The organism is Bosea sp. Tri-49, from assembly GCF_003952665.1.
Classification (GTDB): Bacteria; Pseudomonadota; Alphaproteobacteria; order Rhizobiales; family Beijerinckiaceae; genus Allobosea.
Map to the genome: position 1 here is coordinate 5,140,585 of NZ_CP017946.1, position 25,266 is coordinate 5,165,850.

Here is a 25,266-nt window from a genome sequence, read left to right on the forward strand (position 1 = left end):
GAATTCTCCCGCCCCATACCGAAGCAAAACCTAACCCCGACAGACAGGAGAAGACCGATGCGCGTGATGGTTCTGGTCAAGGCCGACAAGGATAGCGAAGCCGGCGTGATGCCGAGCGAAGGCCTGCTCACCCAGATGGGCGCCTATAACGAGGAGCTGGTGAAGGCCGGCGTGATGCTGGCGGGCGACGGGCTCCATCCGAGCTCGAAGGGGCTGCGCATGCGTTTCTCGGGCTCGCAGCGGACGATCATCGACGGCCCCTTCGCCGAGACCAAGGAACTGCTGGCCGGCTTCTGGATCTGGCAGGTCCGCTCCTTCGACGAGGCGGTCGAATGGCTGAAGCGCGCGCCCTTCGATGGCGGCACCGAGATCGAGATGCGCCCGATCTTCGAGATGGAGGATTTCGGCGAGGCGCTGACGCCGGAGCTGCGCGAGCAGGAAGAGCGCCTGCGTGCGGAGACGGCGAAGCGCACCGGCTGATCGGGCGAAGGTTTCGCATTCCATTCAACCCGGACGGTGCGAGGCGAACCCTCCACCGCTCCGGTCAAACGGAGAAGACCGATGCGTGTCATGGTTCTGGTCAAGGCCAGCAAGGACAGCGAAGCCGGCGCGATGCCGAGCGAAGACATGCTCACCAGGATGGGCGCCTATAACGAGGAGCTGGCGAAGGCCGGAGTGATGCTGGCGATGGACGGGCTCCATCCGAGCTCGAAGGGGCTGCGCATGCGCTTCTCCGGTTCGCAGCGGACGGTTCTCGACGGCCCCTTTGCCGAGAGCAAGGAATTGCTCGCCGGCTTCTGGATCTGGCAGGTCCGCTCCTTCGACGAGGCGGTCGAATGGCTGAAGCGCGCGCCCTTCGACGGCGGCACCGAGATCGAGCTGCGCCCCATCTTCGAGATGGAGGATTTCGGCGAGGCACTGACGCCCGAGCTGCGCGAGCAGGAAGAACGGCTGCGCGCCGAGTCGGCGAAGCTCGCCGGCTGATCGAACGAAGGCTTCAAACCCCATTCAACCCGGAGGGTGGCAGGCGAGGACCTGCACCGCTCCAGACAACGGAGAAAACCGATGCGTTTCATGGTGCTGGTCAAGGCGACCAAGGACAGCGAAGCCGGCGCACCGCCGACCCGGGAACTGGTCGATGCGATGATGGCCTATAACGAGGAGCTGGTGAAAGCCGGCATTATGAAGGGCGGCGATGGCCTGCAGCCGAGCGCGAAGGGCGCGCGCGTCCAGTTCGACGGCGAGAGGCGCGCTGTCGTCGACGGGCCGTTCGCCGAGACCAAGGAACTCGTCGCGGGCTATTGGCTCTGGGAGTGCAAGTCGCTCGACGAGGCGATCGACTGGGTCAAGCGCTGCCCCAATCCGATGCCCGGCCCGTCCGAGATCGAGATCCGCCCGGTCGTCGACATCGCCGATTTCGGCGAGATGGTCTCGCCCGAGGCCGCGGCAACCTGGGATCGCCTCAAGAGCGAGATCGGCTGAGCCGCTTGCCAGCGTCGATCGCTGATGGTGTGTATCGCAGCCGATGACGGCAAGCGATGCACACCGCGCGATCGAGACGGTCTTTCGGATCGAGGCCCCGAGGTTGATCGCGGGCCTCGCCCGCGTCACCCGCGACGTCGGCCGGGCCGAGGAGCTGGCGCAGGACGCGCTCGTCGCCGCGCTCCAGCAATGGCCGGGCGAGGGCGTGCCGCGCAATCCAGGCGCCTGGCTGATGCAGGCCGCCAAGCACCGCGCGCTCGACGGCCTCAGGCGCGCCAAGATGCTGCAGCGCAAGCATGAGGAGATCGGCCGCGATCTCGACGAGGAGGCCGATCCGATCGCCGAAATCGAGGAGGCGCTCGACGACGAACTCGGCGACGACCTGCTGCGCCTGATCTTCACCGCCTGCCATCCGGTGCTCGCGGTCGAGGCGCGATTGGCGCTGACGCTGCGATTGATCGGGGGCCTCACCACCGAGGAGATCGCGCGCGCCTTCCTGGTGCCCGAGCCGACCATGGCCCAGCGCCTGGTCAGGGCGAAGAAGGCGCTGGCCGAGGCCAAGGTGCCCTATGAGGTGCCGCACGGCCCCGAGCTCGGCGAACGTCTCGCCTCGGTGCTGGAGGTGGTCTACCTGATCTTCAACGAGGGCTATGCCGCGACCGCCGGCGAGGATTGGGTGCGCCCGGCTTTGTGCCAGGAAGCGATGCGGCTCGGGCGCATCCTCGCCGGCCTCGCACCGCAGGAGCAGGAGGTGCACGGCCTCGTCGCGCTGATGGAATTGCAGGCCTCGCGCCTGCGCGCCCGGATCGGGCCGGATGGCGAACCAGTGTTGCTGCTCGACCAGAACCGGGCGCGCTGGGATCGGCTGCTGATCAATCACGGCCTCAAGGCGCTGGAGACGGCGCGCAGGCTTTCCACTGCACCCAGCTCTTACGTCCTGCAGGCCGAGCTCGCGGCCTGCCATGCCCGCGCCCACACCGCCGAGGAGACCGACTGGCGCCGGATCGCGGCGCTCTACGGCGCCTTGGGAGCGCTGACGCCCTCGCCGGTGATCGAGCTCAACCGTGCCGTTGCGGTCTCGATGGCGGACGGGCCGGCGGCAGGGCTTGCGCTGGTCGACGCGCTCACTGGGGCTCCAGCGCTGAAGAACTATCATCTGCTGCCGAGCGTGCGCGCCGACTTCCTGCTCAAGCTCGGCCGCCATGGCGAGGCGGAAGCCGAGTTCACCCGCGCCGCCGAGATGACCCGGAACCGGCGCGAGCGTGACCTGCTGCTCAGCCGGGCGCAGACCGCGCGAAAGGCGGCCGGCTGAAACCGAGTGCAGCCGCCTAGCGGGCCGTTCTTCAGCGCATGAACTGCGCGATGGCGGCGAAATCGTCCTGACGGTGGCCGGCATCGATCGCCTTGCGGAACAGGCTGTCCTGTGCCTTGGGGACGAGATCGTGCAGGCCGCGTTCGGCGCAGAGCTGCAGGAGCAGCCCAAAGGCGCCGTAGTGGACATCGAGCGAGGCGAGCGTCCCCGCGTCTGCAGCAAAGCGGCGGTCGCGGATGCGGGTGACCAGGTCGACCACTGCGCCCTCGACCACGGGCAGGAAGGCTTGGCGATGCTCTTCGAACAGGTCGAGCGCGATACCCTCGGCTTCGCAGATCGCCGCCGCCTGGGACTGGCCGAAGAGCACGCCCCACATCTGTCCGAGCAGGGAGAGGTCGAGCGCCGAGGCGTGGCCGACATCCTCGCCGACGAATTGCGGATTGCCGCCGAGCGCCAGGAGGATGAGCCGGTTCGCCTCGAACAGGGTCCGAGGCCCGGAGTAGAGGATGGTGCCGCCGGGCTCGCCGATGAAGTTCGGTGTCGCCATGATCGCACCGTCGAGATACTTCGTGCCGTTGTCGGCCGCCCATTTCGCCTGCTCGCGCGCCTGGTTCGGCGAGCCGGACGAGACCTGGACGATCAGCTTGCCGCGCAGGGCGGTCGCAGTCTCCGGCACCCGAAACAGCCTGTCCGAATCGGCATAGGTGCTGACGCAGACGACGACGATGTCGGCTGCCGCGGCGGCGGCAGAGACCGATGACGCGATCTGGGCGCCCTGGTCGGCGAGCGCCGCCGCTTTTTCGGGCGAGCGGTTCCAGACATGGGTGGGGATGCCGGCCTTCAAAAAGGCCTGGGCAAGGGCTGAGCCCATGCGGCCGAGGCCGATGACGGAAACAGTGGCACTCATCGATTGCTCTCCTGACAAGGCGCGAGCACGGCTGCGATAGAAGCCACGGCTTCGATCGTGCGGTGTCGCGCATTTCTGTGTTGACCAAAGCCGACCCATGCCGGCTGTGTCTGCAGGAGAAATTGCAGTTTTATTTTTTATTTCAATTACTTACATGAAAGTAAGTGGTCGGTCGGAGAAGGCTATGCCAGTCAGGGTCAATCTGCCGGACGAATGCGGTCTCGGCCAGGCGTTATCGGTGATCGGCGGTCGCTGGAAGTCGGCGATCCTGTGGGAACTGCACGAACGGGCGCTGCGCTTCGGCGAATTGCGCCGGCGCCTGCCGGGGATCAGCGAGAAGGTGCTCTACGAGCAATTGCGCGAGATGGAGGGCGACGGCGTCGTCAGGCGCGAGGTATTCGAGGAGGCAGTGCTGCGGGTCGAGTATTCGCTGACGCCGGCCGGGGCGGCGCTCAACGACGCCGCGCATACTCTGGCGCTATGGGGGCTCGCCCATTCCGGGCGCGGCGGGCTCCCGGTCGCGGCCGAGTGATCAGTGGCGCGTGCCGATGGTGAAGCTACCGTTGCGGATTTTCTCGGGCAGAGCCTCGGCGAAGACGGCTGTCGCCTCCTCGCCATAGGTCTCGACCAGCGTGCGCATCGCCGCGAACAGGGCGGCATGAGCGAGCGCGTCGGAATCGAGCCCGTCCTGACGCGCCTCGGCGAAGGCGTCCTCGACATAGCTATAGGCGACGTGGCGGGCGTCCTTGACGTCCTCGGCGAGGGTCGGATCGAGTGGCAGGTCGTCTGAAAGAGCGGACATGAAGGCGTCGGAACCCGGCGTCGAAAGTAGCCCGTCGGACGGAGCGGATGGGTGCGAGCCCACGACCGCTCCAGTGATTTGCAGGCTGAGGATACGGTTCATAGCCGGCGGGCGCCATCACGGTCTTTAAGAAAGGTTAATTCGTGGGGGACAATTCTGCCTAAGAATGGCGCAGGCCCGTCCCGAAACTAGCCACCGAAGCGGCTGGCGAGCGCCTTGGCCAGCTTTTCACCCTCTACGGCGAGGCGGGCCGAGGCTTCCTGACTGCCGTCGCTGCAGGTGCGATGCGTCGCCGAATAGGCGCGGTAGCCGCGATTATAGGCGCTCGCCAGCCGCTCGCGTCGTTGCGGGCTGCGCCCTTCCGATTCGAGCAGCGCGGCCATGCGCTCGCGCCAGTCCTGCGCCTCGCGAGCCTCGCAGAGCGTGCGCAGATAGGCGAGCGAGCCGATGATCTCGGCGAGCTTCAGCAATTGCGGTTCATAGGGCGGCGGCGGTGATTCGGGCTCCGGCGGAGGCGGCTCGGCGGGCCGCTGCTGCGGCTGGGCCGGCCGCCGCGCCTGCGCCAGCAGCGCCTCGGGGCTCGCGGCGAGCACGGCCAGAAACAGGGCTGCGAGCGCGCGCTTCGTCATGCACCAGCGTCACGCGTGACAATGGCAGCGGCGCGACGCAGCACGTCGCCGAGTTCGCGCGTCGTCGGCAGGCCGCCCAGTTTCAGCGGGTCAGCCCACATCACCGCGCCAGCTTCCGGTCCTGGCTGGGGCTCGCCGGACAGCCACTGCCCGACATAGGACGCGATGACGAAATGATGGGTGACGACACCCTTGGGATCGCGGCCGACGATCTCGACATGGCGGTTGAAGCCGAGGATGCGGGCGGTGACACCGACCTCTTCCTCGAGCTCGCGCAGCGCCGCTTCCTCCAGGCTCTCGCCGGCCTCGACCTTGCCGCCGGGCAGCGACCAGAGCTGGTCGGCCGGCGGCTTCGTTCGTGTCGCCAGCAGGACCTTGCCGTCACGGAAGACGGCGATCGAGGCAGCAAGCACCGGGCGTGCTGCCGCGCGGGCAGGGTTGGGGAAGCGGATGACCTGCCCGCCATCGTGCCCGCCGCTCTCGTCACTCACACGTGCTGCCCGCCATTGATGTGGAGCTCGGCGCCGGTGACATAGGACGAGGCATCCGTGCAGAGGAAATGGATCGCCTTCGCCACTTCCTCGGTCTTGCCGAGCCGCCCGAGCGGCAAGGTCGCGACGATTTTCTCGGTGCCGGGCGAGAGGATGGCGGTGTCGATCTCGCCGGGCGAGATCGAGTTCACCCGGATGCCGAGCGGCCCGAAATCGGCGGCCATCTCGCGGGTCAGGCTGGCGAGCGCAGCCTTCGAGGTCGCATAGGCGGCACCGGCGAAGGGATGGACGCGCGAACCGGCGATCGAGGTGACGTTGACGATCGCGCCCTTGGCGGCAGTCAGTTCGTCGAGCAGGCCGCGCGCCAGCATGATCGGCGCGAAGAAGTTGACCTGGAAGACCTGGTGCCAGTCGTTGAACGAGGTCGTCGCGGCGCCGAGCCGGCCGCCCTTCGGCCCCTTCGGCGAGATGCCGGCATTGTTGACCAGCGCATTGAGCTTGCCACCCTCAGCGGCGAGGCGCTTCTTGATCTCGGCGATGCCGCGCATCGTGTCCTCAGGGTCGCCAAGGTCGATCTGGACATGGTCGTCGGCGCCCGACGGCCAGGGGCATTTGTCGGAGAAGGCCTGGCGCGAGCAGGACAGGATGCGCCAGCCAGCCATGGCGAACTGCATCACCGTGGCGTGGCCGATGCCACGGCTGGCACCGGTCAGCAGCATGACCGGGCGCTTGCCCGGCTCCGTCTTCGGAAAGTCGAATGTCGGCATGGCCATGTGTTTGTGACTTTCCTCAGGGGTAGAGCCGGGTCTTCGTCCAGTCGTCGCCGGGGGCGGCGCGGCGGAAGACGACGCGGTCGTGCAGACGGAAGGCGCCGTCGCGCCAGAACTCGATATACAGCGGGACGATGCGGAAACCGGTCCAGTGCGGCGGGCGCGGCACCTCGCCGACGCCGAATTTCAGCGCATAGCTCGCGACCGCTTTTTCCAGAGCGAACCTGCTTTCGAGCGGCCGTGATTGCTGCGAGGCCCAGGCGCCGATGCGGCTGTCGCGCGGGCGCGACTGGAAATAGGCATCAGCCTCGGCATCGCTGACGCGGCTGACCGGGCCGCGGATCCGGATCTGCCGGCGCAGGCTCTTCCAGTGGAACAGCGCAGCCGCCTTGGGCTGGCCGGCGAGTTCCTCGCCCTTTTGGCTTTGCGTGTTGGTGTAGAAGACGAAGCCGTCAGGGCTGCGGCCGTTGAGCAGGACCATGCGGACATTGGGCAGGCCGTCGGCGTCGACCGTCGAGAGCGCCATGCCGTTCGGGTCGTTCGGCTCGGAGGCCTTGGCCTCCTCCAGCCAGCTCTCGAACAGGGCGAAGGGCTCGCCGGCCTCGGTGAAGTCACCGCTCGTTAACGCATTCACGTGCTTAATCCTCGAAGGTTTTTAGGAAGCGTTGGGCGAGCGCGATCCGTAATGCGGTTTGAGTTGGCAGACATATATAAGCCCCGCGAGCAGCGGAGCCAGAGGCCGCGTGAGCGCAGTCCCCTTGCGCGCGGGACATCGCTCGCCGGTGTGTTGCTGTTCGGGCTGGTTGCGGCCGGCTGCTCGATTTCCTTCCCGATCATGGGTCTGTCGAGCAAGGCCGAGGACGAGGTCGCGATGACCACGGCCTCGGTGTTGCCGGCTCGCGCCAGCGAGGGCAAGAGCCCGCTCGCCAATCTTGCGCCCGATCTCGGACCCGAAGACTGGCGTCGGGCTGAAGGCGCGATGGCGCTGGCGCTCGACCCACAAGGCAATGGCGCGCCGGTTTCCTGGGACAACGCCCAGAGCGGCATGAAGGGTATATTCACTCCGGTCGGCGGACCGTTCCTGAAAGCGGACGAGATTTGCCGTGCCTTCCTGGCGTCGATGAGCCTGCAGACCGGTCCGGTGAAATTGCAGGGCACCGCCTGCCGGCCGTCCGGCGGCGAATGGGCGGTCAAGGATGCCAAGACCTGGAAAGGCACGGCCTGAGCCTGTTGCCAAGACGCCACAGTCTTCCCATGTAGGAGGCGGTTCCGGTACGCCGGGATACGAAGCCTCCGGGGGTGTTTTTGAATGCGTGATCCGTATCAGGTTCTGGGCGTGGCGAAATCGGCTGATGAGGCCGAAATCAAGAAGGCGTATCGCCGCCGCGCCAAGGACCTGCATCCCGACCGCAACCAGGGCGACCCGAAGGCGCAGGAGCGCTTCTCCGAGCTGAACACCGCCTATGAAGTCCTCGGCGACACGGACAAGCGCAAGCAGTTCGACCGCGGCGAGATCGACGCTGAGGGCAAGCCGCGCTTCTCCGGTTTCGAAGGCATGGGCGCCGGGCGTCGGGGCGCCCATCATGGCGGCTTCGAGTTCAACTTCGATGGCGGCGGGGCGTCCTCCGGCCGCGGCGGCGCCGACCAGGGATTCGACCCAGCCGACATCTTCGGTTCGCTCTTCGGCGATGCCGCCAGGCGCGGCGGGCGCGGCCGGGCGAGCCAGCCGCAGAAGCCGCCGGAACAGAGTTTCACGCTCGAGGTCAACCTGGCCGAAGCGGTCAATGGTGCGATGCGCCGGGTGAAGCTGCCCGGCGGGCGCGAGGTCGAGGTGACGATCCCGGAAGGCGTCGCCGACGGCAAGATCATGCGCCTGCGCGGCCTCGGCCAGACACATCCGCTCACCGGCGAGACCGGCGACGTGCTGATGACGATCAAGGTCCGGCCCGATCCGCGCTTCACTGTCGACGGCAGCAATCTGCGTGCGCGCGTTGCGGTCCCGCTGGCGACGGCGGTGCTGGGCGGGCCGATCCATGTGCCGACACTCGGGGGCGCGGTCGAGATGAACGTGCCGCCGCTGACCGGCACGGCGCGTCAGTTCCGGCTGCGTGGCAAGGGGCTACCCGGTGCCAAGAAGGGCGAGCATGGCGATCTGTTCGTTTCGATCGACATCGAGATGCCGGCCGAAGACGCCGAGCTGACCGCGCTGATGAAAGCACGGGCCGGCTGAACAGGAATTCGGCAAAGGACGCTTCCACCCTTCGACCGCCTCGGTTATGAGACGACCCGTTCTACTCGCCGGTTCGTCCAGTTCGAAGGTCCCAGATGCCTGAATCCAGCAGCGCCGCCCCGACCGCCAATCTGCTCCGGGGCAAGCGCGGTCTCGTCATGGGTGTCGCCAACAATCGCTCGATCGCTTGGGGCATCGCCAAGGCGGCCGCGGATGCCGGCGCCGAACTCGCCTTCACCTATCAAGGCGATGCGCTGAAGAAGCGGGTCGAGCCGCTGGCGAAGCAGCTCGGCGGCCATGTCGTCGGCCATTGCGACGTCACTGATGGTGCGACGATCGACGCGGTCTTCGCCGAGATCGAGAAGCTCTGGGGCAAGCTCGACTTCGTCGTCCATTGCATCGCCTTCTCCGACAAGGACGAGCTCACCGGCCGCTATGTCGACACGACCGAGGCGAACTTCTCGAAGTCGCTGCTGATCTCCTGCTATTCCTTCACGGCGATCACCCAGCGTGCCGAGAAGCTGATGCTGGATGGCGGCTCGCTGCTGACACTGACCTATTACGGCGCCGAGAAGTGGATGCCGCACTATAACGTCATGGGCGTCGCCAAGGCCGCGCTGGAGTCGAGCGTGCAGTATCTCGCCGCCGATCTCGGACCCCAGAAGATTCGTGTCAATGCGATCTCCGCCGGGCCGATCAAGACGCTAGCGGCCTCGGGCATCGGCGATTTCCGCTACATCCTGAAGTGGAACGAGTACAACTCGCCATTGCGCCGCACCGTCACCATCGAGGAGGTCGGCGAGACTGCGGTCTTCCTGGTCTCCGACATGTCGCGCGGCATCACCGGCGAGATCATGCATGTCGATGCCGGCTACCATGTCGTCGGCATGAAGGTGCCGACCGCGCCGGATATCACGCTCGACAAGGGCGAGTGAGTCTCAGCTCGGCTGAGCTGCCAACATATCCTTCAGGCGCTGGCTTCCGTCAGCGTCACGGCTGACGTCCTGGCTCGCAATCGCCGCCAGCAGCGTCGCTATGCTGTGCTCCCCGATCGTGATCATCGGCGCGACCTCGGCCAGCGGCGCCAGCACGAAGGCGCGCTCGGCGATGCGTGGATGCGGAACTTGCAAGCCGGGTCGCTCGATCGTCTGCCCGCCATAGGTCAGGATGTCGATGTCGAGCGTGCGGGGCCCCCAGCGCTCGCGCCGCTCGCGGCCGCTCTCGCGCTCGATCGACAGGCAGAGTGCGAGCAGATCGTCGGCCGATAGCGTGGTCTCGATCAGCACCGCCATGTTGCGGAATTCCGGCTGGTCGAGCTTGCCCCAGGGCGCCGTGCGCCAGACCGAGGAAGCGGTTTTCAGCTCGACGCCGGCGTGCGCGCGCAGTCGCGCCAGTGCCGCCGCGAAGGCTGCAACCGGGTCGCCGAGGTTTCCACCCAGGCCGAGCGTCGCCTCAACCCTCACGCGTGAAATCCAGCTTGATCCCGACCGATTCCATCCGTCCGGGGATCGGCGGGGCCGGCTTGCGCAAGGTGACCGCGACCTTGGTCACGGCGGGGTATCCCGCCAGGATGGCGTCCGCGAGCGCCCGCGCTGCCGCCTCGAGCAGCTTGAAACGCTTCCCCGAAAAGGTGCGCGTGACCAGCGCGACGACCTCGCCATAGTCGACCGTGTCGGCAAGGCTGTCGCTGAGCGAGGAAGCGCGCAGGTCGCAATCCAGGACGAGGTCCATCGAGAAACGCTGGCCGAGCCGGCCCTCCTCGGCGAAATGCCCGTGATAGGCGTAGAGGTCGAGCGCCTCGATGAAGATCTGCCCCGTCGCGCTCATCGTGCTTCTCCGATCGCTGCCCAGATCTTCAGCGCGTCGACATGCTCGTCGACGTCATGGGCGCGGATGATGGCGGCGCCTTGCGTGACGCCGTAGAGATGCGCGGCGATGCTGGCGGCGACGCGCTGCGCCGGCACAGCCTTGCCGATGACATGGCCGAGCACCGATTTGCGCGAGGCGCCGAGCAGGACCGGGCAGCCAAGCTCGGCGAGACGGCCGAGCTCTTTCATCAGCAGCAGCGATTGCTCGGCGGTCTTGCCGAAACGGCCGATACCGGGGTCGACGACGATCTGGCCGCGCGGCACGCCGGCTTCAATGGCGATCGCGATCGAGCGTTCGAGGAAGCGCATCACGTCGGCGAGGATGTCGAGCCCGGGATCGACCTCCTCGCGGTTGTGCATCAGGATGATCGGCGCGCCATGGCGGGCCGCGATGCCGGCGATGGCGGGATCGCGCTGCGCGCCCCAGACATCGTTGACGATCGAAGCGCCGGCCTTCAACGCCGCTTCGGCCACCTCGGCCTTGTAGGTGTCGATCGAGATCGGAATATCGCTCTTGGCGGCGATGCCGATGATCACCGGCATGACCCGGGCGAGCTCACTTTGCGCCTCGAGGCGGATGTGGTCGGGCCTTGTCGATTCACCGCCGACATCGACGATATCGGCGCCCTGCTGCGCCAGCTTTAGTCCATGTGCGATCGCGACCGCAGGGTTGGCGAAGAGGCCGCCATCGGAAAAGGAATCCGGGGTGACGTTGACCACGCCCATCAGCAGGGGCCTGGCGCCGAGGCTAAGCCTGCGGCCGTCCGGCAGTGTGAGCGTGGCGTTCATGCGGCGATCGAGCGATGCGAGAGCCTGCCTCTTACACAGGGCTTCGGTGCGCGGCCACTACAAAGCTCACGAGGCCGCGAGACCGGCCCCTGCGGCGCTTTAGCCGCTTTGACGTGGCGATCCTCAGCGTGCAAGAGGCGGGGCATGGATGCCTTGACGATTCCTGGTCGCCTCTTCCTCGTTCGCCACGGCGAAACCGACTGGAATCGCGAGGGCCGATTGCAGGGCGGGAAGGACATTCCGCTCAACGGGCTCGGTCGCATGCAGGCCGAGGAGGCGGCGCGCCGGCTCAAGGCGCTGACCCCCGATTACGCTACCGTCGACTATCTCTGCTCGCCGATGGAGCGGGCGCGCGAGACGATGACGATCCTGCGCCGCGAGCTCGATCTGCCACCAGACGGATTCCGCATCGACGAACGTCTGCGCGAACTGACCTTCGGTGACTGGGAAGGCTTCACCTGGCGTGAGGTCCGCAAGAGCGAACGCGAGCTCGCCCAGGCGCGCGAGCGCGACAAATGGGGCTTCGTGCCGCCGGGCGGCGAGAGCTATCGCATGCTTGCGGAGCGCATCCGGCCGGTCCTCGAAGGGCTGGCGCCCGATACGGTGATGGTCAGCCATGGCGGCGTGGCGCGGGCGGTGCTGGCCCTGATCGGTGCGGTCGGCACAGTGGATGCGGCCCGCGTCGAGATCTGGCAGGGCAAGATCCTCGTGGTCGAAGGCGACAAGGCGACGTGGATGTGACAGTCGGGCGCAAAAGCACGCCGACGCTTAACCGCATCCTGTGTTCGCGCTTGCCGTTCAGGCGAGGTTCAGCCACATCTTCGAAGGTACGGTCGGCTGGTGAGTGCTCGCGCGGCTGCGAGCGTCCGGTCGTAGGACTGGCGGGCGCGTCGTCACGGGGAGACGGCCGGTCGGCGTGAAGTGCAGTCCGGGCGCGATCGCCGGGACCTGCGGCGGGGCAGGATGAACGATATCACCACAGTTTCGGCCGGTACTGCCGATTCGGGCGCAACGGCGCTTGCGATGCTGGCGGGCGAGAAGCGGCCAGAGCTGCTGCGCGACGAGGTACTCGCCGAGATTTTCGCGGCGAGCGTGTCCGCGCGTCCCGACCATATGGCGATGATTTCCGGCGAGCGCCGGCTGAGCTATGCGCAGGTCTGGGCAGAGGCGCAGGCGCAGGCGCGCGGCCTTGCGCTTGCTGGCGTCGGCCCGGGCGACATGGTCGGCCTGTGGATGCCGCGCGGCATCGACCTGCTGGTGGCGCAGATCGCGATCACGCTGTCGGGCGCCGCCTGGCTGCCCTTCGACGCCGAGGCGCCGGTCGAGCGCATCGCCATCTGCCTCGAGGATGCCAGCGCCAAGGGCCTGGTGACACAGACCGATTGGAAGGCGCGGGCCGCAGCGACGGAACGCGTGGTCTGGTGCCCGCAACAGCTCGCCGAGGCGAGCGACGGCCAGGTACTGCCGGCCCGGGCGCCGGGGCTGACCCAGGACCATCCCGCCTATCTGATCTACACCTCAGGCTCGACCGGCACGCCCAAGGCGATCGTCATCAGCCAGCGCAACATCTGTCATTTCCTCCGTTCCGGAAACGCGCTCTACGGCATGGGCCCGGACGACGTAGTCTTCCAAGGCGCCTCGGTCGCCTTCGACCTGTCGATGGAGGAGATCTGGACGCCCTATCTCGTTGGCGCGACCCTGTTCGTCGCGACGCCGCAGATGATGGGCGACGCCGAGAAGCTGCCGGCGATCCTCGCCGAGGCCGGCGTCACCGTGATCGACACGGTGCCGACCCTGCTCGGTATCCTGCCGTCGGATGTGCCCTCGCTGACGCTGATCCTGCTCGGCGGCGAGGCGCTGCCGCCCTCGATCGTGCAGAAATGGTCCAAGCCCGGCCGGCGCATCTTCAACACCTACGGGCCGACCGAGGCGACAGTGGTTGCAACCGCCGCTCCGGTCGAGCCGGGCGAGACCGTCACCATCGGCAAGCCGATCCCGAACTACACCGCCTATATCGTCGACGAAGCGATGCAGCTGACCGGCGTTGGCCAGCAGGGCGAGTTGCTGATCGGCGGGCCGGGCGTCGCCAAGGGCTACCGTCTGCGCCCCGAGCTCACGGCCGAGAAGTTCATCGCCAATCCGTTCGGCGGTTCGGACGATCCGATCCTCTACCGCTCCGGCGATGCCGTCAGCCTCGATGGCGACGGCAACATCGTCTTCCACGGCCGCATCGACGACCAGGTCAAGATCCGCGGCTTCCGCGTCGAGCTCGGCGAGATCGAGGCGGCGCTCTCGGACGAGGCCGGCATCAGCCAGGCGGCAGTGGTGCTGCGGACCGATGACGGCATTGAGCGGCTCGTCGCCTTCCTGGTTGGCGAGCCCGGCGTGCAGATCGAGGGAACGGTGCTGCGCGCCTCGCTGCGCGAGAAGCTGCCGCCCTACATGATCCCGGCGCATTTCGAGCCGACCGGCTCGCTGCCGCGCATGGTCTCCGGCAAGATCGACCGCAAGATGCTGAAGGCCGCGCCCTTGACGGCGCCGGCCGCGAGTGGCGAGCAGGAACCGCCGCGCAACGAGATCGAGGCCGCTTTGCTCGATGCGGCCAAGCGCGTGCTTGGCGCGCAGGCGCTGCCGCTGGAGGCGGATTTCTTCGTCGACCTCGGCGGCCATTCGCTGCTGGCGGCGCGCTTCATCTCGATCGTGCGCGAGACGCCGGCCTATGCCGGCATCACCCTGCAGGACGTCTATGGCGCGCGCACCTTGCGGGCGATGGCGGAACTGCTCGATGCGCGTGGCGTGCGGGCCGAGGAGGATCTCTCCTTCACGCCGCCACCGCTGCTGCGCCGCTTTCTCTGCGGGCTGGCGCAAGCTGTGGCTCTGCCGATCATCATCAGCCTGTCGACGGCGCAGTGGCTCGGCATCTTCGTCAGCTACATGCTGCTCTCCGGCGAGGAATTGTCGGCGATGGCGCAGGTCTTCGCGCTGCTCGGCATCTATGTCGCGATCACCATCATCACCGGCTTCATCGCGATCGGCCTGAAATGGCTGGTGCTCGGCCGGACAAGGCCCGGAACCTACCCGCTCTGGGGCGTCTATTATTTCCGCTGGTGGTTCGCCTCGCGCGTTGCCGGGCTCGTGCACATCAAATGGCTGCAGGGCACGCCGGTGATGCGCTTCTACTGGCGCCTGCTCGGCGCCAAGGTCGGGCGCGACGTCATCATCTCGGATTACGAGGCAGGCGCGGTCGATCTCGTCGAGCTCGGCGACGGCACGACGCTGGGTTCGAAGACCACCTTCGCCAATGCCGAGGCGATCGGGGCTAACCTGATCATCGGCCGGATCACGATCGGCAAGGACGTCTATGCTGGCTCCTCGGTCGTCTTCGGCCATGGCTGCACTGTCGGCGACCATGCCGAGATCGGCGACCTGACCGCGATCGCGCCGGGCGCGACCATCGGCACGGCCGAGATCTGGGACGGCTCGCCGGCGCGCAAGACCGGCGTGGTCGATCTCGAGGCCCTGCCGGAGCAGGCGCAGGCGAGCGGGCGGCGACGAACGGCGATGACGCTGTTCTACATCGTCATGCTGATCGCGTTGCCGCCGATCAGCCTCCTGCCGATCTTCCCGGCCTTCTGGCTGTTCGACAAGATCGACGATTGGGTCTCGACCTGGTCCGACATCAGCTATCTCTGGTACCTGCCGCTCCTGACCTGGCCGACGGCGATCGGCCTGATCAGCATCACCGTCTTCCTGATCTGTGCGCTGCGCTGGGCGATCCTGCCGCGCGTCTCGTCGGGCACCTATTCGATCCATTCGGGCTTCTACGCCCGCAAATGGACGGTAGCACTGGCGACCGAGGTGACGCTGGAGACGCTGTCGTCCCTGTTCGCGACGATCTACATGCGCTTCTGGTACCGGATGATGGGCGCGCACATCGGTGGCGGCGCCGAGATCTCGACCAACCTGTCGGGGCGCTATGACATCACCGGCATCGGCGCCGGCAACTTCATCGCCGACGAAGTGATCTTTGGCGACGAGGACATGCGGCGCGGCTATATGCGCCTCGACATGACCCGCACCGGCGAGCAGGTCTTCGTCGGAAACGATGCGGTCGTCCCGCCCGGCGCCGTCATCCCCGACCGGGTGCTGATCGGCATCAAGTCGAAGCCGCCGGCGAACGAACTGATGAGCGCCGGCGATACCTGGTTTGGCTCGCCGCCGATCAAGCTGCCGACGCGGCAGAAGGTCGATCTCGGCGCCGACTGGACCTACAAGCCCTCGCTGGGCAAGAAGCTGGCGCGCGCCGGCTTTGAGGCGCTGCACACATCCTTCCCGGCGATGCTGTTCATAACCTTCGGCACCATCGCCGTCGATCTCGTGCTGCAGCAGAAGATCTTCGACCGCGACTGGACGGGCCTGGCCCTCGCCTTCATGGGCTGCGCCGTCCTCATCGCCATCACCCAGGCGCTGATCTGCGCGCTGATGAAATGGCTGCTGATGGGCGTCTACAAGCCGGTGATGAAGCCGATGTGGTCGTTCTGGGCGATGCGTACCGAGGCGGTCTCGGTGCTCTACTGGGGCCTCGGCGGCAAGGTGCTGTTCGACTATCTGCGCGGGACGCCGTTCCTGCCCTGGTTCCTGCGCCTGTTCGGCGCGCAATACGGCCAGGGCGTCTGGCTGGACTCCACCGATATCACCGAGTTCGACTGCATCAAGGTCGGCGATTTCTGCACCGTCAACGCCCATTCCGCCCTGCAGACCCATCTCTACGAGGACCGGGTGATGAAGGTCGGCCGCGTCCATCTCGGCAAGGGCGTCTGCGTCGGCGCCGGCGCGACGGTGCTCTACGACACCCATGTCGGCGACTACGCCCAGATCGGCCTGCTCACGGTGATCATGAAGGGCGAGAACATTCCGGCGAACACGCGCTGGGAAGGCGCGCCGGCAGTGCCTGCAGCAGCAGCGCAGCACTGAACTAAGTATGCACTTGTTCTGCAACCCCTGGGTGCATTAGCTGTCCCGGCCCATCTTGGGCTGGGGGATACCATGACGACCAAGCTTCTTGCCGCGCTCGCGGCGGCGGCTGCCCTGCTGGGCGGCTGCAATTCCACATCGACCTTCGCGACGAAGGTGAATACGCCGGTGATCGTGGCAGCGCAGGGCATGTATGCGGACCGCGCCTGCACCAGCTGGGTGCCGCCCGAGCCGTCCGTCTCAAGCCAGCCGGCGAATGGTCGCGTGACAACCGTTCTCGGCAAATATCCGATCAAGCAGAAGGGGCATCCCTGTGATGGCGCGATGCTCGACCGGATGATCTCCACCTACGCGCCCAATGCGGGTTTCCGCGGGCAGGATCGCTTCACCATCAAATACGATTACATCACAGATGATGGCGGCGGCCGCGCCACGACCAGCCGGGACTTCATCGTCGACGTGAAGTGAGCGTGCCGGCCGCGGGTTCCGCCTGCGCCGAAATGCGGCTAAGAGCCTGACGCGTCATTCGCGTCAGGCTGCTCATGTCTCACAACACCTTCGGCCATCTCTTCCGCGTCACCACCTTCGGCGAGAGCCATGGGCCTGCGATCGGCTGCGTCGTCGATGGCTGCCCGCCGTTGATCCCGCTGAGCGAGGCCGAGATCCAGCACGACCTCGACAAGCGCCGGCCCGGCCAGTCGCGCTATACGACGCAGCGCCAGGAGCCGGACGCGGTTCGCATCGTCTCCGGTGTTTTCATCGACGAGAAGAGCGGCGAGCAGGTCACGACCGGCACCTCGATCGGGCTGATGATCGACAATGTCGACCAGCGCTCGAAGGATTATTCCGAGATCAAGGACAAGTACCGGCCGGGCCATGCCGATTTCACCTATGACGTGAAATACGGCATCCGCGACTATCGCGGCGGCGGCCGCTCCTCGGCGCGCGAGACGGCGATGCGCGTCGCGGCCGGCGCGATCGCCCGCAAGGTCGTCCCTGGCATGATCGTGCGCGGCGCCCTCGTCCAGATGGGCCCGCACAAGGTCGACCGCGGCAACTGGGACTGGGAGGAGATCGGCCGCAACCCGTTCTTCTGCCCGGATGCGAAGGCCGCCGAGCGCTTCGCCGATTATCTCGACGGCATCCGCAAGTCAGGCTCCTCGATTGGGGCGGTGCTGGAGATCGTCGCGGAGGGCGTGCCGGCGGGCCTTGGCGCGCCGATCTACGCCAAGCTCGACGCCGAGATCGCCGCCGCACTGATGAGCATCAATGCGGTCAAGGGTGTCGAGATCGGCGACGGCTTCGCCGCGGCCGAGCTTTCCGGCGAGGAGAATGCCGACGAGATGCGCGCCGGCAATGACGGCAAGCCGCTGTTCCTGTCGAACCATGCCGGCGGCGTCCTGGGCGGCATCTCGACCGGCCAGCCGATCGTCGCGCGCTTTGCGGTCAAGCCGACCTCGTCGATCCTCTCGCCGCGCGCTACCGTGACCCGCACCGGCGGCGAGGCCGAGATGTTCACCAAGGGCCGCCACGACCCCTGCGTCGGCATCCGCGCCGTGCCGGTAGGCGAGGCCATGGTCGCCTGCGTGCTGGCCGACCAGTATCTGCGCCATCGCGCCCAGGTCGGCGTGGTCGAGCCGCGCTGGCCGTTCGGGCAGTGATTTCAGTATCACTGAAAATTTTTAACTCCTTCATTGCGGATGAAGCGAAGGCGTATTAGCTTCGCCTCATGAAGCTCGACGCCTGGCTCCAGCAAACCAAGACCGGCCGCAGCGCCTTTGCGCGGCAAGTCGACCTGTCGCCGGCGAGCGTCACCGCGCTCTGCAACGATCCCACTGCCTGGATCTCGCGCGAGAGCGCCGAGCGCATCGCCGCCGCCACCGGCGGCGCAGTCACCCCCAACGACTTTCTGGGCCTGCAGGGCCCACGCGAGGCCGCCATGATCGCCAGCAATGTCGCCGAGACCGTCGAAGCCTTCGCGCGCGGCGAGATCGTCATCGTCACCGATGACGACGACCGCGAGAACGAGGGCGATCTCATCGTCGCCGCCTCGCTCTGCACGCCGGAGAAGATGGCGTTCATCATCCGTAATACCTGCGGCATCGTCTGCGCGCCGCTGACCTCCGGTGAAGCCCGCCGCCTACGGCTCGACCCGATGGTCTCGTCGAACGACGCCCCGCTCGGCACCGCCTTCACCATCACCGTCGACGTCAAGCACGGGCTGACCACCGGCATCTCGGCCGAGCAGCGCACCAACACGGTGCGGGCGCTCGCCAACGGCAATATGGGCGCCGCCGATTTCGTCCGACCCGGCCATGTCTTCCCGCTGATCGCCAAGGATGGCGGCGTGCTGATGCGCTCGGGCCATACCGAGGCCGCCGTCGACCTGTGCAAGCTCGCCAATCTGCCGCCGGTCGGCGTCATCTGCGAGCTCGCCAACGACGACGGCACGGTGATGAAGGGCGCGCAGATCACCGCCTTTGCCCAGAAGCACAATCTCAAGCAGATCACGGTCGCCGACCTGATCGCCTATCGCCAGGCGCGCGAGAAGCTGGTCGAGCGGGTGCACTCCTTCCCGGTCAAGACCGAGTTCGGCGAGATGACCGGCCATGTCTATGTGACGCCGTTCGACGACACCCAGCATTTCGCCTTCGTGATGGGCAAGCTCGGCGATGGCGAGAAGGTGCCGGCCCGCTTGCATCGCGCCAATGTCGTCGCCGACGTGCTTGGCGGAGCCTCTTCGATCCAGTGCGTGCTGCGCCGCTTCCAGCAGGAGGGCAAGGGCGTGCTGGTTTATCTGCGCGACGGCTCGGCCGGCGTGCCGATCAAGAGCGTCGAGGACGAGGAAGGCTCGGACGCCCTGCGCTCGCAGCAATGGCGCGAAGTCGGCCTCGGCGCCCAGATCCTGCGCGATCTCGGCGTCGCCTCGATCGTCAACCTGGCCTCCTCGACCCGCGCCTTCGTCGGCCTCTCCGGCTTCGGCATCGAGATCGCCGAGACCTCACCGCTGGAGTGAGCGTCAGCCGTCATTGCGAGCGTAAGCGAAGCAATCCAGGAGGGCTCGCTCTGCCGCTCCTGGATTGCTTCGTCGCTGCGCTCCTCGCAATGACGACAAGGGCTAGCCGCGCATCAGCGCGGTGACATGGGCAGCGGCCGATTTCGACAGGCCCTCGAGATCGTAGCCGCCTTCCAGGATCGAGACGACGCGGCCGCCGGCATGACGGTCGGCGATCTCCATCAGCTTCTGCGTCGCCCAGGTGAAGTCGGCTTCCTTCAGGTTGAGGTTGGCGAGCGGGTCGCGCCAATGCGCGTCGAAGCCGGCCGAGATGATGACGAGGTCGGGCCGGAAATCGGCAAGGCGCGGGAGGATTGCGCTCCCGAAGGCGTCGCGGAAGGCATCCGTGCCGTCGCCAGCCCGCAAGGGGGCGTTGACGATGGTGCCGTGCTCGCCGCGCTCGGACGGGGCGCCGGTGCCGGGATAGAGCGGCATCTCATGGGTCGAGGCGTAGAGCACGCTGGCGTCGCCCCAGAAGATCTCCTGTGTGCCGTTGCCGTGATGGACGTCCCAGTCGACGATGACGACTCGCTCGGCGCCATGCACACGCTGCGCGTGGCGGGCGGCGATGGCGGCATTGTTGAAGAAGCAGAAACCCATCGCCTTGTCGCTCTCGGCATGGTGGCCGGGCGGGCGCATCGCGCTGAAGGCGTTGGTCGCGCGCCGGGTCATGACCTCATCGACGGCATGGACGGCAGCACCGACCCCGTGCAGGACCGCTGTGAGCGTGCCCGGCGACATGATGGTGTCGGCGTCGACCTGGACGAGGCCCTGTTGCGGTGAGGCGTCGACGATTGCCTGCGCATAGGCGGCCGGGTGGCAGAGCGCGACCTGGGCGAGCGTGCCCTCCGGAGCCTCGACCCGTTGCAGAGCTGTGAAACGCTCTTCTTCCAGCGCCTGCTCGACGGCGCGAATCCGGTCGGCACGCTCGGGATGACCCGGCGGCGTGGCATGGCGGAGACTGGAGGGGTGGCTGATCAGAAGTGTGGTCACACCAAAGTCTCCGAAGTCGGTAGGCGAGCCGAATGGTCCAGACACGAATCCGATCAGGTTGTACCAACCTGACCGGTAAAACGGTCTCTAGGCTCCAAGCGTGACCATATTGTCACTGCAATGCAGCAAGACGCCAGAGCAAGGCTGGAACTTCATTGCCTCAGAATCATTTGAGCCGTAAGACCGGGTTGCGTTCGATCCGGGCCGTGCCTTGTCGGGTCACCGTTTTTTAACGATGCATTCATCATAACGAGCGTCGTTTCGGCGTCGGCGGTGGAAACCATGAAGCAGACTTTCGTTGCGGTGCTCGGCCTGTCGGTGCTCCTCGGCGCCTGCCAGTACAAGACGGTCCATGCGCCGTCGCTGTCGGCACGCGATGCCGAATACATGGCGCTCGTTCCGAATTTCGAGACGCAGATCACGCATCTGCCCTACGAGATCACTGATCCGACCGGTGAAGAGCCTGGCACGATCATCGTCGATACCACCGAGAAGTTCCTCTACTTCGTCCTGCCGAACAAGAAGGCGATCCGCTACGGCGTCGCGACCGGCGACGAGGCTTTTGGCTGGACCGGCACGGCGGTGATGCAGCGCAAGGCCGAGTGGCCGCGCTGGACGCCGCCCGCCGAGATGATCGCGCGCTGGCCGCATCTGGCCCCGCGCGCCGGCGGCATGGAAGGCGGGCCGGAGAACCCGCTCGGCGCCCGCGCTCTCTATCTCTACCAGAACGGCAAGGACACGCTCTATCGCATCCACGGCACCAACGAGCCGGAGACGATCGGCCGCTCGGCCTCGTCCGGCTGCATCCGGATGCGCAACATCGACGCGATCGACCTCTACAACCGCGCCGCGGTCGGCGGAAAGGTCATCGTTCGTTGATCGGGTGACGCCGCGGCGTCGCACTTCAACCCAGTTCGATCAGAAGGATTTCCGGCGGCGCGCCCAGCCGGATCGGCAGCTTGCTGGTGCCGAGCCCGGCCGAGACGATCAGGTCGCGGCCATTTTCCTCGACATGACCATAGGCGTAGCGATTGCCGTAGCGCGACGGCACGATCGGCGACCAGCCGAATAGCCTGACCTGACCGCCATGGGTATGGCCCGAGAGGGTCAGCCCGATGCGGGCCGGCGCTTCAGCAAAGATGTCGGGCTCATGTGCCATCAGGATCAACGGGGCGTCGTCGGTGACCATGGCGAGCGTGGCGGGAAGATCGTCCACGCCATAGGGGCGCCCGCGTGGCCTGCGCCGCAGGACGAAGGCTTCCTGGTCGCCGAGCCCAGCGATCCAGAGCGGTCCGGCGCTGGTCTCGAGCCTAACTGCGCGGTTTTCCAGTACGGGAATGCCAAACTGCTCGAGCGCCACCGTGGACTGCGTCGGCCCATTCAGCTCGCGCTGGGCACGTTCGTCCTGCCACCAGTCATGGTTGCCGAGGATGGCGAAACGACCGGCGGGTGCTTCGAGGCGGGCGAGCTCGGCAGCCCATTCGGCAGGCGCAGGGTCATCGGAGCGGCGAGCCCGGCTGGCGACGAAATCGCCGAGCAGCAAAGTGAGATCGGGCTTCAGGGCGTTGGTCTGCTCGACGATCTGGCGGACGCGCGAGACCGGCATATGGGGGCCACCGACATGCAGATCCGAGATAACGGCGAGCCGCAGTCGCTTGCCTTCCGGCCAGCCGGCCGGCCTGAGCTTATAGCGGGTGACGCCCTGATGGGTCGGCTCCCATGCATAGGCGTAGCTGCCGAGCCCGACACTGGACAGAAAAAGACCGGCGAGAGTTTGAAGAACTCTGCGCCGGTCAAGCATGGAGGGTCTCAGTAGAAGGTCGTCGTATCAATCTTCGAAACCATTGCGCAGGAGCGCCGGAACGTCCCTGTGCTGCGAGGTCAACGCGGCCGGGGCCCAGCGGGTTCCCGCCAGGATGGCAGGAATCGCGATCGGGCGGAAGCGCGATGCATAGGCCTCACGTGCGCTGGCATCATGGAAGCTGGCGGAACGGTGCACCTGGTGGCGCGGCTTATGCGTCGACATGATCCTCGGTTTCCAGTTCATCGGGCCGGCGGTTCCTGGCCGCCAGCACCTGCAATGTCGCTGCCGATCAGGTCGGGCCGGCGGCGGCATCATGAAATTCTCGTGACGTTTTCATCGTCACACCGAGGCTTTGGTCAGCTTTGGCACAGTTTCGCGGGAGGCGGCTGGAAATCGAGGCGCGGGGAACCCTTCTCCCGTGTGGGAGGTGGGATCCCGCGCTCAATTGTTTTGCGTCAGGCCGCAAGCAGGCCTTCCGCCTTGACCCAGTCGAGCGTCCGGTTCAGTGCCCGCTCGTAGCGGTCGAAGAGCTCGTCGATCTCGGCTTCGGTGATCACCAGCGGCGGGCAGAAGGCGACGCGGTCACCGCCAAGGGCGCGCAGGATCAGGCCTTCGTCCTGGGCGAAGCTGGTCGACTTCAGCGCGACGCCCTTCTTGGCCTCGAACTGGGCCTTGCTCGCCTTGTCCTTGACGAACTCGATGCCGCCGATCAGGCCGACGCCGCGGGCTTCGCCGATCAGCGGGTGCTCGGCAAGTTTGGTCAGGCGCTGCAGGAACTTCGGCTCGACTTTGCGGACATGCTCGATGATCCGGTCGCGCTGGTAGATCTCCAGCGTCTTGACCGCGACCGCGCAGCCGACCGGATGGCCGGCATAGGTATTGCCGTGGCCGAAGGTGCCGATCTTCTTGCTCTGGTCGACGAGCACCTCATAGACCGGCTCGTTGATCAGCACGGCGCTGAGCGGGAAATAGGCCGAGGTCAGCGCCTTGGCGCAGGAGAGCGTGTCGGCCTTCATCTTGTAGGTCGTAGTGCCGAACATCTCGCCGGTACGGCCGAAGCCGGTGATGACCTCGTCGGCGATGAACAGGACGTCGTACTTGGCGAGGACGGCGTTGATCGCCTCGAAATAGCCCTCCGGCGGGGTCACAGCGCCGCCGGCGCCCATCACCGGCTCGGCGATGAAGGCGGCGACCGTGTCCGGCCCCTCGCGCTGGATCATCTCGTCGAGCTCGGCGGCGAGCCTGGCCGAGAAGTCGAGCTCGCTCTCGCCGGCTTCAGCGAAGCGATAATGGTGCGGGCAGGAGGTGTGCAAAATGCCGGGGAGCGGCAGGTCGAAATCGGTGTGGTTGGCCGGCAGGCCGGTCAGCGAGGCCGAGGCGACGGTGACGCCATGATAGGCCTTCAGCCGCGAGATGATCTTCTTCTTCTTCGGGCGGCCGAGCGCATTGTTCATGTACCAGACCAGCTTGACCTGGGTGTCGTTGGCGTCCGAGCCGGAGGCGCCGTAGAACACCTTGGAGATCGGCACCGGGGCGATCTCCTTCAGCTTTTCGGCCAACTCGATCGCCGGGTCGTGGCTGCGGCCGGAGAAGAGATGGGTGAAAGGCAGCTTCTTCAGCTGCTCATAGGCGACCTCGGCCAGCTCCTGGTTGGAATAGCCGAGCGAGGTGCACCAGAGCCCGGCCATGCCCTCGATATAGTCCTTGCCGGTCGTGTCGTAGACGAACACACCCTTGCCTCGCTCCAGCACCAACGGGCCGACTTCGCGATGAACAGCCAAGTTGGTGTAGGGATGGACGAGCGTCTCGATGTCACGGACGGCGAGGTTGGTCAGCATTCCCGGCTCCTGCTTTTTATGCGTCGTTTATGCGAGCATAGACCGCGACCCGCGCAAGCGCTGAGCGATTTTCCTGCAGATCAGGGCAGAGTCTGGCGCGGGACGGGCCGCGCTCGTCGGAATCTTGAGGCGACGTCAAACCTCAGCCCTCATCCTGATGAGCGATCCGCAAGGATCGCGTCTCGAAGGATGCTCCAGCTGGTTCCGGAGCCTCCCGGTGCCTCCTTCGAGGTGCCGCTGTGCGGTTCCTCAGGATGGGGGCTGATGCGGGATATTGCGCTTGGAACGATTCCAATCATGGCTTGCCAGCCGTCGCGGCGATGCGCATGGTTCCGCGCGATTCCGAGAGAGGCCCTGCATGATCAACCCCGCCATGATGGCGAACCAGCCGGCGCCCGGCCGCGACTGCGGCAGCTGCACGCTGTGCTGCAAGGTCTACGACAATCCCGATGTCGGCAGCGTCGCCGGGAGCTGGTGCCAGCATTGTCAGCCGGGGCGTTGCTGCAATATTTACCCGACCCGGCCGCAGCAGTGCCGCGATTTCTTCTGCCTGTGGATGACGCAGGCTTTCCTCGGTCCAGAGTGGAAGCCCGACAAAGCCCGCTTCGTGCTGACCATGGACCCGGCGACGAGCTGGCTGTTCGTGCAGCTCGATCCCGGCGCGCCGCAGGCCTGGCGCAAGGAGCCCTATCTGACGCAATTGCGCCGTTGGGCTGCGGCCGGCAACCGCCCGGTCGTCGTCTTCCTCAACAAGTCGGCGACCGCGGTCTTGCCGGACCGCGACGTGCCGCTCGGCGTGGTCGCCGCCGACGAGCGTCTGGTGCTGCGCGAGGAATTGGCGGGCGGGCGGGCGCGCATGACCGTGGCGAAGGTCAAGGCCGCAGCGTGAGCGAGCCGGATCGGTCGATGCTGCATCACCTGTCGTTGGGCGTCGCTGATATCGAAGGCGCCACAGCCTTCTACGACGCGGTGCTCGCGCCGCTCGGCTATGTCCGCGTCTGGAGCGATCTTCGGCCCGGCGAGGTCAATCAAGCGGTCGGCTACGGTGTTCCCAGCGGCGGCGACGCGCTGGCACTGAAGCATCGGCCGGCCGGGCAGCGGCCGCCGGGGCCGGGGTTCCATGTCGCTTTTGCGGCTCCCGACCGGCAGGCCGTCGACCAGTTCCATCGCGCCGCGCTCCAGCATGGCGGGCGCGATAATGGTGCACCGGGCCTGCGGGCGCATTACGGCCCGCACTATTATGCGGCCTTCGTCATCGACCTCGATGGCCATCACATCGAAGCCGTGTTCAACGCAGCGATCTGACCGGAACAGGAGACTGC

At 66.6% G+C, this 25,266-nt stretch carries 29 protein-coding genes; 16 read left to right on the plus strand and 13 right to left on the minus strand.

From position 1 onward, the window contains the following. The first annotated feature begins 57 nt into the window (after window positions 1–57). The 4 genes from BLM15_RS24780 (at window position 58) to BLM15_RS24795 (ending at window position 2,794) form a co-directional block, all read left to right on the plus strand. The gene (locus tag BLM15_RS24780) at window positions 58–480 is read left to right on the plus strand and encodes a YciI family protein (protein WP_126115251.1); all 423 of its coding nucleotides are present in this window, start codon (window positions 58–60) and stop codon (window positions 478–480) included. A gap of 81 nt (window positions 481–561) precedes the next feature. Next, window positions 562–984, plus strand: a complete 423-nt coding sequence (locus BLM15_RS24785) for a YciI family protein (RefSeq protein WP_126115252.1) — start codon at window positions 562–564, stop codon at window positions 982–984. Between the two features lie 81 nt (window positions 985–1,065). Beyond that, window positions 1,066–1,482: a YciI family protein gene (locus BLM15_RS24790; protein WP_126115253.1), complete on the plus strand. Its 417-nt coding sequence runs from the start codon at window positions 1,066–1,068 to the stop codon at window positions 1,480–1,482. A 43-nt stretch (window positions 1,483–1,525) separates the two neighbouring features. Then, window positions 1,526–2,794 (plus strand): RNA polymerase sigma factor, encoded by a 1,269-nt coding sequence (locus tag BLM15_RS24795; RefSeq protein WP_126115254.1) that lies wholly within the window; start codon window positions 1,526–1,528, stop codon window positions 2,792–2,794. 31 nt (window positions 2,795–2,825) lie between these two features. Here BLM15_RS24795 and BLM15_RS24800 read toward each other — a convergent pair whose 3' ends face one another. Next, window positions 2,826–3,701, minus strand: a complete 876-nt coding sequence (locus BLM15_RS24800; RefSeq protein ID WP_236846411.1) for an NAD(P)-dependent oxidoreductase — start codon at window positions 3,699–3,701, stop codon at window positions 2,826–2,828. Window positions 3,702–3,885: 184 nt separating this feature from the next. Between BLM15_RS24800 and BLM15_RS24805 the strand changes: the two genes are divergently transcribed. Beyond that, window positions 3,886–4,233: a winged helix-turn-helix transcriptional regulator gene (locus BLM15_RS24805; RefSeq protein ID WP_126115256.1), complete on the plus strand. Its 348-nt coding sequence runs from the start codon at window positions 3,886–3,888 to the stop codon at window positions 4,231–4,233. Here the strand turns inward: BLM15_RS24805 and BLM15_RS24810 are convergent, their stop codons facing one another. From BLM15_RS24810 to pdxH, 5 genes are all read right to left on the minus strand, one after another. Next, complete coding sequence (locus BLM15_RS24810; protein ID WP_110492788.1) at window positions 4,234–4,503, minus strand: hypothetical protein; 270 nt, start codon at window positions 4,501–4,503, stop codon at window positions 4,234–4,236. A 188-nt stretch (window positions 4,504–4,691) separates the two neighbouring features. After that, entirely contained in the window at window positions 4,692–5,132 is a 441-nt protein-coding gene (locus tag BLM15_RS24815) for a TIGR02301 family protein (protein WP_126115257.1), read from the minus strand. Beyond that, window positions 5,129–5,623 (minus strand): NUDIX hydrolase, encoded by a 495-nt coding sequence (locus BLM15_RS24820; RefSeq protein WP_236846412.1) that lies wholly within the window; start codon window positions 5,621–5,623, stop codon window positions 5,129–5,131. Before BLM15_RS24820 ends, BLM15_RS24815 begins: the two co-directional genes overlap by 4 nt. Then, complete coding sequence (locus tag BLM15_RS24825; protein WP_236846413.1) at window positions 5,620–6,396, minus strand: SDR family NAD(P)-dependent oxidoreductase; 777 nt, start codon at window positions 6,394–6,396, stop codon at window positions 5,620–5,622. The genes BLM15_RS24820 and BLM15_RS24825 overlap by 4 nt, the downstream gene beginning before the upstream one ends. Before the next feature lie 16 nt (window positions 6,397–6,412). After that, the gene (gene pdxH, locus BLM15_RS24830) at window positions 6,413–7,027 is read right to left on the minus strand and encodes a pyridoxamine 5'-phosphate oxidase (protein WP_126115258.1); all 615 of its coding nucleotides are present in this window, start codon (window positions 7,025–7,027) and stop codon (window positions 6,413–6,415) included. A 150-nt stretch (window positions 7,028–7,177) separates the two neighbouring features. Between pdxH and BLM15_RS24835 the strand changes: the two genes are divergently transcribed. From BLM15_RS24835 to fabI, 3 genes are all read left to right on the plus strand, one after another. Continuing rightward, on the plus strand, window positions 7,178–7,618 hold the full coding sequence (locus BLM15_RS24835; RefSeq protein ID WP_236846414.1) for an RT0821/Lpp0805 family surface protein: 441 nt from the start codon (window positions 7,178–7,180) through the stop codon (window positions 7,616–7,618). A gap of 84 nt (window positions 7,619–7,702) precedes the next feature. Next, window positions 7,703–8,623, plus strand: coding sequence for a DnaJ C-terminal domain-containing protein (locus BLM15_RS24840; RefSeq protein ID WP_126115260.1), 921 nt, complete (start codon window positions 7,703–7,705; stop codon window positions 8,621–8,623). A gap of 95 nt (window positions 8,624–8,718) precedes the next feature. Beyond that, a complete protein-coding gene (gene fabI, locus BLM15_RS24845; protein ID WP_126115261.1) occupies window positions 8,719–9,558 on the plus strand; it encodes an enoyl-ACP reductase FabI in 840 nt (279 codons plus the stop codon). Window positions 9,559–9,561: 3 nt separating this feature from the next. Here the strand turns inward: fabI and folK are convergent, their stop codons facing one another. Genes folK through folP form a run of 3 tightly spaced genes read right to left on the minus strand, consistent with a single transcriptional unit; the run spans window position 9,562 to window position 11,280 of the window. Then, window positions 9,562–10,086 carry a 2-amino-4-hydroxy-6-hydroxymethyldihydropteridine diphosphokinase gene (gene folK / locus BLM15_RS24850; protein ID WP_236846415.1) on the minus strand — a complete coding sequence of 175 codons (525 nt, stop codon included), beginning with the start codon at window positions 10,084–10,086 and terminating at the stop codon, window positions 9,562–9,564. Further along, entirely contained in the window at window positions 10,076–10,450 is a 375-nt protein-coding gene (gene folB / locus BLM15_RS24855; protein ID WP_126115263.1) for a dihydroneopterin aldolase, read from the minus strand. The genes folK and folB overlap by 11 nt, the downstream gene beginning before the upstream one ends. Beyond that, the gene (folP, locus tag BLM15_RS24860) at window positions 10,447–11,280 is read right to left on the minus strand and encodes a dihydropteroate synthase (protein WP_126115264.1); all 834 of its coding nucleotides are present in this window, start codon (window positions 11,278–11,280) and stop codon (window positions 10,447–10,449) included. The genes folB and folP overlap by 4 nt, the downstream gene beginning before the upstream one ends. A gap of 144 nt (window positions 11,281–11,424) precedes the next feature. Between folP and BLM15_RS24865 the strand changes: the two genes are divergently transcribed. From BLM15_RS24865 to ribB, 5 genes are all read left to right on the plus strand, one after another. Further along, window positions 11,425–12,021: a histidine phosphatase family protein gene (locus BLM15_RS24865; protein WP_236846416.1), complete on the plus strand. Its 597-nt coding sequence runs from the start codon at window positions 11,425–11,427 to the stop codon at window positions 12,019–12,021. 222 nt (window positions 12,022–12,243) lie between these two features. Further along, complete coding sequence (locus tag BLM15_RS24870; RefSeq protein WP_126115265.1) at window positions 12,244–16,254, plus strand: Pls/PosA family non-ribosomal peptide synthetase; 4,011 nt, start codon at window positions 12,244–12,246, stop codon at window positions 16,252–16,254. 72 nt (window positions 16,255–16,326) lie between these two features. Continuing rightward, a complete protein-coding gene (locus tag BLM15_RS24875) occupies window positions 16,327–16,722 on the plus strand; it encodes a hypothetical protein (protein ID WP_126115266.1) in 396 nt (131 codons plus the stop codon). Between the two features lie 74 nt (window positions 16,723–16,796). Continuing rightward, a complete protein-coding gene (gene aroC / locus BLM15_RS24880) occupies window positions 16,797–17,915 on the plus strand; it encodes a chorismate synthase (protein ID WP_126115267.1) in 1,119 nt (372 codons plus the stop codon). Between the two features lie 68 nt (window positions 17,916–17,983). Next, a complete protein-coding gene (ribB, locus tag BLM15_RS24885) occupies window positions 17,984–19,270 on the plus strand; it encodes a 3,4-dihydroxy-2-butanone-4-phosphate synthase (protein ID WP_126115268.1) in 1,287 nt (428 codons plus the stop codon). Between the two features lie 102 nt (window positions 19,271–19,372). On the opposite strand, the gene BLM15_RS24890 is transcribed toward ribB, so the two are convergent. Beyond that, entirely contained in the window at window positions 19,373–20,302 is a 930-nt protein-coding gene (locus BLM15_RS24890) for a histone deacetylase family protein (RefSeq protein WP_126115269.1), read from the minus strand. A gap of 282 nt (window positions 20,303–20,584) precedes the next feature. Here BLM15_RS24890 and BLM15_RS24895 point away from each other — a divergent pair, with 282 nt between their 5' ends. After that, window positions 20,585–21,181 carry a L,D-transpeptidase gene (locus tag BLM15_RS24895; RefSeq protein WP_126115270.1) on the plus strand — a complete coding sequence of 199 codons (597 nt, stop codon included), beginning with the start codon at window positions 20,585–20,587 and terminating at the stop codon, window positions 21,179–21,181. Between the two features lie 25 nt (window positions 21,182–21,206). On the opposite strand, the gene BLM15_RS24900 is transcribed toward BLM15_RS24895, so the two are convergent. The 3 genes from BLM15_RS24900 to BLM15_RS24910 all read right to left on the minus strand — a co-directional run bounded on the left by BLM15_RS24900 (window position 21,207) and on the right by BLM15_RS24910 (window position 23,944). After that, the gene (locus tag BLM15_RS24900; protein ID WP_126115271.1) at window positions 21,207–22,103 is read right to left on the minus strand and encodes a metallophosphoesterase; all 897 of its coding nucleotides are present in this window, start codon (window positions 22,101–22,103) and stop codon (window positions 21,207–21,209) included. Window positions 22,104–22,130: 27 nt separating this feature from the next. Beyond that, entirely contained in the window at window positions 22,131–22,328 is a 198-nt protein-coding gene (locus tag BLM15_RS24905; RefSeq protein ID WP_126115272.1) for a hypothetical protein, read from the minus strand. 233 nt (window positions 22,329–22,561) lie between these two features. After that, complete coding sequence (locus tag BLM15_RS24910) at window positions 22,562–23,944, minus strand: aminotransferase (protein WP_126115273.1); 1,383 nt, start codon at window positions 23,942–23,944, stop codon at window positions 22,562–22,564. Window positions 23,945–24,302: 358 nt separating this feature from the next. Between BLM15_RS24910 and BLM15_RS24915 the strand changes: the two genes are divergently transcribed. Continuing rightward, window positions 24,303–24,833: a YkgJ family cysteine cluster protein gene (locus BLM15_RS24915; RefSeq protein ID WP_126115274.1), complete on the plus strand. Its 531-nt coding sequence runs from the start codon at window positions 24,303–24,305 to the stop codon at window positions 24,831–24,833. 17 nt (window positions 24,834–24,850) lie between these two features. Continuing rightward, complete coding sequence (locus tag BLM15_RS24920) at window positions 24,851–25,249, plus strand: VOC family protein (protein ID WP_126115275.1); 399 nt, start codon at window positions 24,851–24,853, stop codon at window positions 25,247–25,249. Window positions 25,250–25,266 lie beyond the last annotated feature (17 nt).

Bases quoted from the DNA above. Each gene is read 5' to 3' on its own strand.
- BLM15_RS24815 (WP_126115257.1), bottom strand. From the start codon at position 5,132: ATGACGAAGCGCGCGCTCGCAGCCCTGTTTCTGGCCGTGCTCGCCGCG.
- BLM15_RS24785 (WP_126115252.1), top strand. From the start codon at position 562: ATGCGTGTCATGGTTCTGGTCAAGGCCAGCAAGGACAGCGAAGCCGGC.
- BLM15_RS24800 (WP_236846411.1), bottom strand. From the start codon at position 3,701: ATGAGTGCCACTGTTTCCGTCATCGGCCTCGGCCGCATGGGCTCAGCC.
- BLM15_RS24875 (WP_126115266.1), top strand. From the start codon at position 16,327: ATGACGACCAAGCTTCTTGCCGCGCTCGCGGCGGCGGCTGCCCTGCTG.
- BLM15_RS24895 (WP_126115270.1), top strand. From the start codon at position 20,585: ATGAAGCAGACTTTCGTTGCGGTGCTCGGCCTGTCGGTGCTCCTCGGC.
- BLM15_RS24825 (WP_236846413.1), bottom strand. From the start codon at position 6,396: ATGGCCATGCCGACATTCGACTTTCCGAAGACGGAGCCGGGCAAGCGC.
- BLM15_RS24795 (WP_126115254.1), top strand. From the start codon at position 1,526: ATGACGGCAAGCGATGCACACCGCGCGATCGAGACGGTCTTTCGGATC.
- BLM15_RS24910 (WP_126115273.1), bottom strand. From the start codon at position 23,944: ATGCTGACCAACCTCGCCGTCCGTGACATCGAGACGCTCGTCCATCCC.
- BLM15_RS24905 (WP_126115272.1), bottom strand. From the start codon at position 22,328: ATGTCGACGCATAAGCCGCGCCACCAGGTGCACCGTTCCGCCAGCTTC.
- BLM15_RS24920 (WP_126115275.1), top strand. From the start codon at position 24,851: ATGCTGCATCACCTGTCGTTGGGCGTCGCTGATATCGAAGGCGCCACA.
- BLM15_RS24840 (WP_126115260.1), top strand. From the start codon at position 7,703: ATGCGTGATCCGTATCAGGTTCTGGGCGTGGCGAAATCGGCTGATGAG.
- BLM15_RS24805 (WP_126115256.1), top strand. From the start codon at position 3,886: ATGCCAGTCAGGGTCAATCTGCCGGACGAATGCGGTCTCGGCCAGGCG.
- BLM15_RS24870 (WP_126115265.1), top strand. From the start codon at position 12,244: ATGAACGATATCACCACAGTTTCGGCCGGTACTGCCGATTCGGGCGCA.
- BLM15_RS24790 (WP_126115253.1), top strand. From the start codon at position 1,066: ATGCGTTTCATGGTGCTGGTCAAGGCGACCAAGGACAGCGAAGCCGGC.
- folP (WP_126115264.1), bottom strand. From the start codon at position 11,280: ATGAACGCCACGCTCACACTGCCGGACGGCCGCAGGCTTAGCCTCGGC.
- BLM15_RS24780 (WP_126115251.1), top strand. From the start codon at position 58: ATGCGCGTGATGGTTCTGGTCAAGGCCGACAAGGATAGCGAAGCCGGC.
- fabI (WP_126115261.1), top strand. From the start codon at position 8,719: ATGCCTGAATCCAGCAGCGCCGCCCCGACCGCCAATCTGCTCCGGGGC.
- aroC (WP_126115267.1), top strand. From the start codon at position 16,797: ATGTCTCACAACACCTTCGGCCATCTCTTCCGCGTCACCACCTTCGGC.
- BLM15_RS24865 (WP_236846416.1), top strand. From the start codon at position 11,425: ATGGATGCCTTGACGATTCCTGGTCGCCTCTTCCTCGTTCGCCACGGC.
- folB (WP_126115263.1), bottom strand. From the start codon at position 10,450: ATGAGCGCGACGGGGCAGATCTTCATCGAGGCGCTCGACCTCTACGCC.
- ribB (WP_126115268.1), top strand. From the start codon at position 17,984: ATGAAGCTCGACGCCTGGCTCCAGCAAACCAAGACCGGCCGCAGCGCC.
- BLM15_RS24900 (WP_126115271.1), bottom strand. From the start codon at position 22,103: ATGCTTGACCGGCGCAGAGTTCTTCAAACTCTCGCCGGTCTTTTTCTG.
- BLM15_RS24810 (WP_110492788.1), bottom strand. From the start codon at position 4,503: ATGTCCGCTCTTTCAGACGACCTGCCACTCGATCCGACCCTCGCCGAG.
- BLM15_RS24915 (WP_126115274.1), top strand. From the start codon at position 24,303: ATGATCAACCCCGCCATGATGGCGAACCAGCCGGCGCCCGGCCGCGAC.